Consider the following 10,583-nt stretch of genomic DNA (forward strand, 5'->3'; position numbering starts at 1 on the left):
TTCAAAGAAACTATATCTTATTCACCAACAACAGTAAATCGCTCATTTATATGCTTCGCATTTTCCACTTCATCCACTACTGCAATAGCAAAGTCTGCATAGCTAATATAACTTTGACCTTCTGAATTCACGAGAAGGACATCTTTTCCCTCTTGATAAGAGCCTGTTCGTTTTCCTTCTGCATCAAAAATAGCTGATGGACTAATAAATGTCCAAGTTAAGTCAGTTGCTTGAGATAATTCTTCTAGATTTCGTCCTTGACCTTTTCCAGTTGGTTTCACGAAATCTGGAAATTCAGGTGTATCAATTAACTTCATCGTTTTGCTTTCATCTATATAAAGACTTCCAGCTCCCCCAACTACTAATAACCTTGTATCAGTTCCTTTAAGAGCCTCAATTAAAGCATGTCCAGCATCCACGTGCGCTTGTTCTTCACTAAGTGGAGCTCCAAATGCATTAATGACTACATCAAATGGTTTAAGGTCATTGGTATCTAAATCAAAGATGCTTTTCTCCAAGACGGGGATGTTTTGATCTTTAATTTTCGCTGCATTCCTAACGATAGCTGTTACTTGATGACCTCGGTTTACCGCTTCTGTCAAAATTAAACTACCTGCTTTACCACTTGCCCCAATTACTGCAACTTTCATACCAATATTCCTCCTCGTCACTCGTAACTATATTAAAAAGATAACTCAATACGATTTCCAGACGGGTCATACGTAATACGTCTTCCATCTTCTTCTGTTACGGTTACACCTATTTTTTGCAGGTTATTTGTCGTTTCATTGATTGCTTCTTCATTAGGTAAAATGAGCGTAAAAGATTCCATACCAACACTATTTTCAGCCGGCTTAGGAGCCCCTATACCATTCCAAGTGTTCACTCCAATATGATGATGGTATTTCCCAGTAGACAGGAATAAAGCTCCTGCCCCGTACCGGTTGACCACATCAAATCCAAGACCATTCACATAGAACTCTTCTGTTTTTGTCAATTCGGCAACATGTAAATGGATATGTCCCATAACCGTTTCTCGAGGCAATCCTTTCCAGGTTTTTCCTGGTTCAGCATTTTTTAATAGCTCTTCAAAATCTAATGGATCTACAGCCATGGCAACTTCTTCACCATTCCAAACCCACTGAGAGGGTTCACGGTCAATATAAATTTCAATCTGATTTCCATCTGGATCATTAAGATACAATGCTTCACTAACAAGATGATCAGAAGAACCGAAACGAATACCCTTTTCTGTTAAGTGAACAACGATATTCGCTAAATCAGATTTTTGTGGTAATAGAAGTGCAAAGTGATATAATCCTGTTGTTTTTCCATGTTTAGGTATCACGTTTTCCGGTTGTTCTAGTGATAGGATGCTTGTCTTTCCATCCGCTGTGAGTTTTGCTGTATGAGATGTTTGTTCTAAAATATCGAACCCAATAATTTCTTGATAAAACTGTAAAGATCTTGCTAAGTTCTCTATCTTTATATTGACATGACTAACAAATGTTGTTGGTGTACTGTGAAATCCCATACTATCCCTCCTAATACACCATTAGTTAAATAGTTTATGTTCTAATGAAAAGACCGATTTTTCAGCAAATATGAAGTAAACAGACATTGCAAATAATGCCAATTCAAGTTCGTATCCTGCCATCTGTCCGTCACCTAGGAAACCAAGTGAAAGTTTCGCTGTAAAAATAGCTCCTAACATAATTACTCCAAATAATAATCCAATGATTCTCGTTCCAATACCTAATACAAGAGCAATACCACCGATTAACTCAATTCCTGCAACTGCATAGGCAAGAAAACCAGGAATCCCAAGACTATCAAAATAACCTACTGTATTTGAAATTCCACCTTGGAATTTAGATAATCCATGAATGAAGAATGTAATACCTAATACTACCCTTAAAATAACTTTCCCTATTTCTTTATTTTTCATTTCTTTACGCTCCTTTTTCTAAGTTGGTTACTTAACGTAACTTACTATAATATAATTATAATGTAATGTCAAATAAGTAACTTATTAATTACTAATTATTGGTGAACACATATTAATAAACAGGTTACTTAATACAACAACTTGTGTTGCTTTCCTTAATTATTCATAAACAAAAGGCCCTGCTAAACAAAAATAATATTTGTTAATCAGGGCCTATCTAATATGGTTCTTTTTTCAATTGGAATTCTGCTCAAAGTCATCAAGCAATGCGCGTGCTTCATCAGTTGACCCAGTGCTCATCAACTGATTTCTTAGCTCACTTGCTCCTCGAAATCCCTTGACGTATATCTTAAAGAAACGACGAAGAGGACCATATGGCCGCGGTTCTAACTTGGAGTATTTGTCAAAGAGGTCCAGATGTAATCTTAACAGATCTAACAATTCCTTACTGCCATGCTCTTTCTGCTCTACTTCAAAGGCAAATGGGTTTTTAAAAATACCACGCCCAATCATCACCCCATCCACACCGTACTGTTGAACAAGTTTCAGGCCAGTCTGACGATCAGGAATATCTCCATTGATTGTCAACAGTGTATTTGGAGCCACTTCATCGCGAAGCTTTTTGATATCTGGAATTAGCTCCCAATGAGCATCTACTTTACTCATTTCCTCTCTAGTACGCAGATGGATGGAAAGATTCACAATGTCTTGCTTCAAGATGTGTGTTAACCAGTCGCGCCATTCGTCTACTTCAGTATAGCCGAGCCTTGTTTTCACACTTACTGGCAATCCACCAGCTTTTGCTGCTTGTATTAGCTCTGCTGCAACTTCCGGACGGCGGATGAGGCCGCATCCTTTTCCGTTCTCTGCGACATTATCTACAGGACAGCCCATATTAATATCGATCCCACTAAAACCTTGCTCAGCCATGCCAATACTCATTTGCCGGAAGAATTCAGGCTTATCTCCCCATATATGAGCTACAATTGGTTGTTCATCCTCTGTAAAAGTCAAACGCCCACGTACACTCTGCTGTCCTTCTGGATGACAATAACTCTCCGTGTTTGTAAACTCTGTAAAAAACACATCAGGTCTGGCTGCTTCACTTACAACATGTCGAAAAACAACATCTGTCACATCTTCCATAGGTGCTAATATAAAAAACGGTCGTGGTAATTCACGCCAAAAGTTATCCTTCATAATTAAAGTTACAATCCTTTCATTCAAGAGGTGCTAAAGCACTGTGGTGATACCTAGCACTTAAGCTATATTATGCTCGATTATTATAACAGAATTACCATGGTTTACAAGCGTTAGATATAGATCAACAAATGCTTGTCCCCACTTCATTTTGCTAGGGTACATAAAAACAATCTACGAGAACAAACTAACGTTAAAATATATTAAAGGAGGATTACACTTGCAAAATCAACAAATGGGCCAACAAAACCAACAACCGATTATGCAGCAACCGCCCCATGTTATTACAACAAAGGATTTTTCTTATATTAATGACATGCTAGCATGGAATTTACTAGCAATGAAAAAAGCACATCATGCAGCATCACAATGTCAAGACCAACAAATCAAAAACAAACTAGATGCTTGCGGGCAAATGCATCAAAGACATTATAGTAAGCTTCTAGCACACCTGGAAGAAAAGCAATCCAGTAACACGATTACACAATAAAGAAAGGAGCAAAGACGTGACAAATTCAAATATGCAAAACCAAAATCAAAATCAAACAACCATACAAAACCCTATTACTCAAGTTCCAAAATCTCCACAGATGAATGAACGTGATTTTGTTAATGACATACTAGCGATGGAAAAATATATGACGAATTCCTATTCAACTGCCTTAAATGAAGCAAGCCATCAACATCTTTATGAAGATTTGCTTCAGATTTTCACTGAAACACAAAATATGCAGCATGATTTGTATAATCTTATGTTTCAAAAAGGATGGTACAAGCTTGAAGCAGAAGATTCACAAAAAATCCAGCAATCTTTACAACAGCATCAAGGCTATATGAATCAATTCCCATATCAAGGGACGATTCAATAGATTTAAGAGAAATAAAAATCCTACTTAATTGCTTAAAGTAGGATTTTTTGAAGAAGGATTTAACTTTATGGAATATTTACTGTAATTCACGTTAGCAACACCCCTTCTTTTCCTATTGACTTAGAATCCGTACTGTTCTTCCTTCGCTTTCCGAATGTTAGTATAAGTTTCGCTTAAAACAACAGTATCTTCTACTAATCGTTGAATCCGGAAAATGATATCATCATTAACGATTTCTTTTCGATAAAAGTCCTTTTCTTCCATAAATACATATGTCTGAACGACTTGTGCCTTCATATAAGACAATATTGGTTTTAGTTGTTGTTCCGCGATTAAATAATGCTTAGGTGAACCTGCTGTAACCAGCATACTGACAACCTTGTCACGAAATGCTTTTTCAGGAAGCAAATCAAATATATTCTTTAATGTTGCAGGTATGGACGCTTGAAAGATAGGTGTTCCAATAATAATCGCATCAGCATCCATTATCATTTCTGCTACATATTTTGTATCGCCTTCATATTCCCTGTAGTCACGACCATCACTAAATTGCACATCATATTCTGCTAAATCAATTAATGTCACTTCAATATCAGGATACTGCTCTATAAGTGCTTTTATAGTATAGTCCATAGCTGTCCTTGTTTTTGAGCCCACTTTAGAACCGGATAAACCGACTACTTTCATTTTTAGTCCTCCTTGCCTTTAGCTGTATATTTCTTAACTGCAGGTAAAATTTCATTCCCAATCAGTTCAATGTTTTTCATTAATTTATCAAATGGTACACCACCGAAATCCATTTGAGCGATGTATCGTTGATGGTCAAACGTTTCATGCTGATAGAGAATCTTTTCAATAATTTGCTGCGGGCTGCCAATATTCATGACACTCCTTGTATCTTGAGCTTGAGCAAATTGTTGTTTCGGATAGCTCTGTCCATTGATTAATCGTAATCCAATATCAATATGTGGATATGCTTCTTGCATTGCTTGTTGGGTCGTTTCCGCTGCGTAGAACCAACCTGCTGTAGCTATTGGGAAATCTTTAGGATTATGTCCAGCACGTCTTAACGCTTCACGATATGCATCAACCGACATTTTGAATGAGGATGCTGGTCCACCCAAATTGGCTAAATACATCGGTACACCTTGAAAACCTGCTTTGATTGCACTTGCTGGAGGTCCACCAACTGCACGCCAGATTGGAAGCGAGCCTTCTACTGGTCGGGGAATAACTTCTGCATTCCGTAATGGAGCACGATATTTCCCTTCCCAATTAACCACTTCTTCTTCATTAATCTTTAATAACAACTCAAACTTTTCCTCATATAACTCTTCGTAATCTCGGACATCATAGCCTAACAGCTCAAACAACCCTATCCGAGAAGCACGGCCTGCAATAATTTCTGTACGGCCATTTGAAATCAAGTCAATGGTAGAAAAATCTTCATAAACTCTGACTGGGTCTGATGTACTGATAATCGTTGCTGAGCTTCCGAGTTTAATTTTTTCTGTTGCTTGTGCAATTGCAGATAAGACTACCGAGTGTGCCTGTGTTGTAAAATATTCCTGATGACTTTCACCGACACTAAAGAAATCAATTCCTGCTTGTTCTGCCAACTTCGCCATTTCTATAATTTCTTTAATTCGTTGCTGTGCCGAAATACGTTTTCCCGTCGCTGGATTTTGTATATGATCTCCTAATGTATATATTCCAAACTCTAATCCTTTACTTTCATCAATTCGGTATTTTTCCATTCCCATTATGATTAACCTTCTTTCGTTATTTTGAATTACTGTCTCGTTGCTTTTCGTATTGCAGGTACCACTTCGGTTGCAAACATCTCAATCATTTCGACCACTTTTTTATAAGGTATATTTCCATGGTCCATTTGGACAATAAACCGTTGGTGTCCAAACAGTTCATGTTGGTATAAAATTTTTTCTACAATTTGTTGTGGACTGCCTACCATGATTGAATTTTTTATGTTAGTCGCTTGTCTATATTGCTCTTTCGGAAAATCTACACCTCTTAATTGGCTAAATGTATTATTTAGATAGGCGTAATAATCTTTAAATGCTGTTTGTGAATCTTTATCGATATACATCATAGTTGCAACTCCAATCGGAAGTTTTTTAGGGTCGTGTCCTGATTCTTGAGCTGCATTTCTATATGCGGTGACTCTTTTTTCAAATACACTTGATGCTCCATAAAGTGCCGCTAAGTTCATGGGAACACCCATTTTGCCTGCCTGAATAGCACTTGCAAAATGTTGTCCAACAGCACGCCAGATAGGCAGTTTTCCATTTAGCGGTTTAGGATAAATTTGAACACTATTTAAAGCTGGACGGAATTTTCCATTCCATGTAATGGGTTGTTCATCATTTAATTGTAGTAAAAGCTCAAACTTTTCCTCGAATAATTCATCAAAGTCATTTAAATCATATCCAAATAGTTGATAAGCACCATAACGTGAACCCCTGCCAGCTACAATTTCAGCTCGTCCATCAGATAGTAAATCCAACGTGGAAAAGTCTTCATACACCCTTACTGGATCAAGTGTACTTAATACCGTAGAAGCACTAATTAACTTAATTTTATTCGTAACCCCAGCAATATGAGCCAGTATGGTTTGTGGAGTAGAAGCAACAAAACGTTCTTGGTGACTTTCACCTACTCCAAATACATCTAATCCTACATCCTCAGCAATTTTAGCCATGTTAACCATATCTTTAATTCGCTGATATTCAGTCATCGTTTTTTCATTTCCTCTTGGTAATAGATAATCTCCCAATGTATATATACCTAGTTCCATACCGGTACTATTATTGTTTTTAATCTCCCCCATTGAAATCCCCCTTTCAAATCTCTGTCTATAATGCTATTATAATTAGTAAAGGTAAAATAAAGAAGTACGCACTTAAAAGTGGTATAGTATACAAAAGGATACTATTGGAGGTGTAAACATGAATATAGATCCGGATTTATGTCGAGTAGATGATGCTTTAGATATTATTGTGGGAAAATGGAAGCCTGTTATTTTATTACATTTATTGAAAAATGGGACGATGAGGTTCAGTGAATTGAAACGTAGTATCCCAGAAATTACACAGAAGATGTTAACGAAGCATTTACGAGAGTTGGAAGAAGAAGATATTATTAATCGAGTTGTATATCCACAAGTTCCGCCAAAAGTCGAGTACTCGATCACTGAATATGGAAAGGAATTAGAACCAATTTTGGTTTCTATGCATGAGTGGGGTACAAGACATGCACTTCGTAAACAAAGAAAACAGATTACTAAAAGCAGTTAAAATAATTGGTACAAATAGAGATAGAATTACAAATCCCGTTAAACCATGAATTAAACAGTTTAATATAGAGTTCTACTATAGTGTTGCGTAATGGAAAGAAGAGAAAACCGAGTAAAGACAAGGAATGGGCATGAAAAAGATCCAGAATTCGGAAATGTTTATTTTCACGAAAACCGGATCTGTATTGGTAATGTTTATTTTGATTAGGAGATGTTTAATTTAGGTAGACACTCTCTTCTCCAACCAAGCCACACTCTCAATATGCATACTTTGCGGAAACATATCAACTGGTTGCACTTCTTTTGTTTCATATCCACCATCTTCTAAGATACGTAAATCACGAGCAAGGGTGGATGGATTACAGGAAACATACACAATTCGTTTTGGTCCCATCTCTAGCATGGCGTTTAAGAGTCCTTCATCACAGCCTTTACGAGGTGGATCGACAACGATAACATCTGGCTTCAAGCCATCTTCTTTCCACTTCGGCATGACTTCCTCCGCCGTTCCAACTTCAAACTCTACATTTGTCATACCATTTAATTTTGCATTGACACGCGCATCTTCTATCGCCTCGGGAACAACTTCTACGCCGTATACTTTTTTCGCTTTTTGAGCTAAGAATAAGGAAATAGTTCCGATTCCACAATAGGCATCAATCACCGTATCTTCTTCATCAATTGCAGCATATTCCAAAGCTTTTTCATAAAGCTTCTTCGTTTGCGTTGGATTCACTTGATAGAAGGACTTCGCTGAAATCGCAAAACGAATAGAACCGATGGAATCATAAATATATTCCTGTCCCCAAAGTACCTTCGACTTCTCACCAAGAATAACATTCGTTTTCGCTGGATTGATATTATGAATAATAGATTTCACATTCGGATAAGTTTCCGTTAACTCCCGGATAAATTCTTTTGCATGTGGCAATTCCTTCGTTCTTGTGATTAAGACAATCATTGTTTCTTTTGTTTCTTGACCTGTTCGGACCATGATATGTCTTAGCACACCGGAATGGCTTTTCTCATCATAAGCTTCAATTCCAACTTGATTGGCAATGCGTCTTACCGCTTCCACCATTCGATCATTTAAATCCTCTTGTACAATACACGTATCCATATCCTCAATAATGTTATGGCTACGCATTTGGTAAAAGCCTGTAATTAACTCCCCATCTTTTTCACCGACGGGAATTGCTACTTTATTTCGGTAACGCCAAGGATCGTCCATTCCAATTGTCGGATGAATAGGAACATGGTCTAGATGCGCTACCTTTCGCATCACATTTTTCACTTGTTGTTGCTTCATGGAGAGCTGAAGGTTATAGCTCATATGTTGGATCTGGCAACCTCCACATTTATAAAACACATCACACGGGGGTTCTACTCGTTCTGGGCTTGGATTTTTCACTTCTAGCAGTTTTCCAAAGCCAAAGTTTTTATTTACTTTCACTACTTTGACAGTAGCTTCTTCTCCTGGCAGACCGTATGGAACAAAGAGAGGATATCCATCTATCTTACCGACACCATTCCCTTCATGTGTTAAATCTTCAAAACGAATGGTTATTGTTTCATTCTTTTTTACTGGTGTGAATTTAGCCATATATGTATCTTCCTTTACGAACGATTTGTTGACTTCTATCTTATCATGAACAAAGGAGACTACCTATTATTCAGTAGTCTCCTCTTTATTTAAATAGGATTCTGGAACATAAAACTCGATATGTTGCTGTAAGTTACGGAAGTCACCTGGTAGAAGTCCACCATATTCTCCATCAATATTTAGCTGCATTTTATCCAATGGTGTCACTTTTATATGCTTTGCTTTTGCATAAATGACATGTTTATCTTCTAAATGCGCCCCTCTTAATGCCAGTCCCGCAATGCGTATAAACTCAGCAAGGTTTGTCTTCCTGAGAATTAATAGATCAAAGTAGCCATCATCCAGACAAGCATCTGGAGCTAATTTCTCGAATCCACCTACCGAGTTGGTATTCGATATTAGAAATAGCATGATGTCCTCTTCTATAATATTTCCATCATATTCAATTTTTACTTGTGCTGGCTTTAAGGAAGGTAACATTTCAATCCCTTTGGCATAATAAGCTAATTGCCCCAGCATAGTTTTAAGCTTACTTGGGACATCATAGGTTAACTCGGTAAGCTTTCCGCCACCCGCTATATTAATAAAATATTGATCATTTACTTTTCCAATATCTAAGAGTTTAGAATGCCCCTCTACAATTACATCGACAGCCTTTTGGATACTGTCACGCGGAATGGTCAAAGCCCTTGCAAAATCATTCGTTGTACCTACTGGAATAACTCCTAATTTTGGTCGATATTCTTGTTCTGCAAGACCATTAATAACTTCATTTATAGTACCATCTCCACCAGCAGCAACTACCAAATCATACCCGCGTTCCACTGCTATACGTGCAGCATTAATAGCATCACCTTCACCAGTAGTTGCGTGTGCTGATGTCTCATATCCTGCTATTTCGAATTTTTCTAATACTGCTGGGAGCTCTTTCTTAAATGCCTCTCGGCCAGATGTTGGATTATATATGATACGGGCTCTTTTCATCTAACATGTCCCCTCTCCAATGTTACATTATGCGTAAAATCTATTTAATAGTATAGCTTTTATTAGTTGGATAAATTTTCATGCATTCCTATCATAGCCATATTTTACGCCTTTGAAAAGTTTTTCGCAAAAAAGTAGTCTTTAGGGGGACAGTCCCAATGTCATCAAGCTAAGATGACAAAATATGTAAATGAATTAAAAAAGACAAAAAATAACCAAAATATGCCAAAAAGCACTTGACTTTTTAAAATCACCACAATAATCGATTTGAATACCGATTTTTTAGGTATATCAACGATGAAGTGGTGATTTTTTATGGGGAAAAGTATGTTTTTAGAGGCTATTGAGGTAACTCGGAACGTCATTCATGACTATATTTTTAAGTGTGAATCACGATCCAAACCAACCTATTTTACCCGTGAAGGGCAAAACAAGTTGAGTTTTACAAGCACATTGTTATTTATGCTTAATTTTGTAAAGAAGAGCATTCAGATTGAACTGGATGACTTCTTTAAAATTCTTAATAAAAAGGAGGTAACAGTAAGTAAACAGGCCTTTTGTGAGGCGAGGAAGAAGGTTAAACCAGAGGCTTTTATATTTTTATTAGATACTATTGTGGACTGGTACTACAAAAGAAATTCCTACAATACCTTCATGGGGTTTCGG

General features: G+C 37.1%; 12 protein-coding genes and 1 pseudogene. 4 read left to right on the plus strand and 9 right to left on the minus strand.

Annotation, left to right across the window (positions count from 1 at the left end; translation table 11 throughout):
- Positions 1-17: 17 nt before the first annotated feature.
- The 4 genes from TE34_RS10600 to TE34_RS10615 all read right to left on the minus strand — a co-directional run bounded on the left by TE34_RS10600 (position 18) and on the right by TE34_RS10615 (position 3,148).
- Positions 18-650, minus strand: coding sequence for an NAD(P)-dependent oxidoreductase (locus TE34_RS10600; protein WP_047984786.1), 633 nt, complete (start codon positions 648-650; stop codon positions 18-20).
- A gap of 32 nt (positions 651-682) precedes the next feature.
- Positions 683-1,534: a VOC family protein gene (locus TE34_RS10605; RefSeq protein ID WP_047984787.1), complete on the minus strand. Its 852-nt coding sequence runs from the start codon at positions 1,532-1,534 to the stop codon at positions 683-685.
- 21 nt (positions 1,535-1,555) lie between these two features.
- Positions 1,556-1,948, minus strand: coding sequence for a DoxX family protein (locus tag TE34_RS10610; RefSeq protein ID WP_047984788.1), 393 nt, complete (start codon positions 1,946-1,948; stop codon positions 1,556-1,558).
- 234 nt (positions 1,949-2,182) lie between these two features.
- Positions 2,183-3,148, minus strand: coding sequence for a tRNA dihydrouridine synthase (locus TE34_RS10615; RefSeq protein ID WP_047984789.1), 966 nt, complete (start codon positions 3,146-3,148; stop codon positions 2,183-2,185).
- Between the two features lie 220 nt (positions 3,149-3,368).
- On the opposite strand from TE34_RS10615, the gene TE34_RS10620 reads away from it, so the two are divergent.
- Both TE34_RS10620 and TE34_RS10625 read left to right on the plus strand, forming a co-directional pair.
- Entirely contained in the window at positions 3,369-3,638 is a 270-nt protein-coding gene (locus TE34_RS10620) for a hypothetical protein (RefSeq protein WP_047984790.1), read from the plus strand.
- Between the two features lie 31 nt (positions 3,639-3,669).
- Entirely contained in the window at positions 3,670-4,017 is a 348-nt protein-coding gene (locus TE34_RS10625; protein ID WP_047984809.1) for a spore coat protein, read from the plus strand.
- A gap of 120 nt (positions 4,018-4,137) precedes the next feature.
- On the opposite strand, the gene TE34_RS10630 is transcribed toward TE34_RS10625, so the two are convergent.
- The 3 genes from TE34_RS10630 to TE34_RS10640 are packed head-to-tail and all read right to left on the minus strand — an operon-like array spanning position 4,138 to position 6,865.
- On the minus strand, positions 4,138-4,704 hold the full coding sequence (locus TE34_RS10630) for an NADPH-dependent FMN reductase (protein WP_047984791.1): 567 nt from the start codon (positions 4,702-4,704) through the stop codon (positions 4,138-4,140).
- Positions 4,705-4,706: 2 nt separating this feature from the next.
- A complete protein-coding gene (locus TE34_RS10635) occupies positions 4,707-5,774 on the minus strand; it encodes an LLM class flavin-dependent oxidoreductase (protein WP_047984810.1) in 1,068 nt (355 codons plus the stop codon).
- Positions 5,775-5,809: 35 nt separating this feature from the next.
- Positions 5,810-6,865, minus strand: a complete 1,056-nt coding sequence (locus TE34_RS10640; RefSeq protein WP_047984792.1) for an LLM class flavin-dependent oxidoreductase — start codon at positions 6,863-6,865, stop codon at positions 5,810-5,812.
- Between the two features lie 118 nt (positions 6,866-6,983).
- Between TE34_RS10640 and TE34_RS10645 the strand changes: the two genes are divergently transcribed.
- Entirely contained in the window at positions 6,984-7,331 is a 348-nt protein-coding gene (locus tag TE34_RS10645) for a winged helix-turn-helix transcriptional regulator (RefSeq protein ID WP_047984793.1), read from the plus strand.
- 219 nt (positions 7,332-7,550) lie between these two features.
- Here TE34_RS10645 and rlmD read toward each other — a convergent pair whose 3' ends face one another.
- Together rlmD and TE34_RS10655 are read right to left on the minus strand one after the other, a co-directional pair.
- Positions 7,551-8,933, minus strand: a complete 1,383-nt coding sequence (gene rlmD / locus TE34_RS10650; protein ID WP_047984794.1) for a 23S rRNA (uracil(1939)-C(5))-methyltransferase RlmD — start codon at positions 8,931-8,933, stop codon at positions 7,551-7,553.
- Positions 8,934-8,999: 66 nt separating this feature from the next.
- A complete protein-coding gene (locus tag TE34_RS10655) occupies positions 9,000-9,917 on the minus strand; it encodes a diacylglycerol kinase (protein WP_047984795.1) in 918 nt (305 codons plus the stop codon).
- 315 nt (positions 9,918-10,232) lie between these two features.
- Between TE34_RS10655 and TE34_RS10660 the strand changes: the two are divergent.
- A pseudogene (locus TE34_RS10660) lies at positions 10,233-10,583 on the plus strand (IS4 family transposase); the annotation flags it as partial.

It is taken from the genome of Ornithinibacillus californiensis (assembly GCF_001038485.1).
GTDB classification, from domain to species: Bacteria; Bacillota; Bacilli; order Bacillales; family Amphibacillaceae; genus Ornithinibacillus; species Ornithinibacillus californiensis.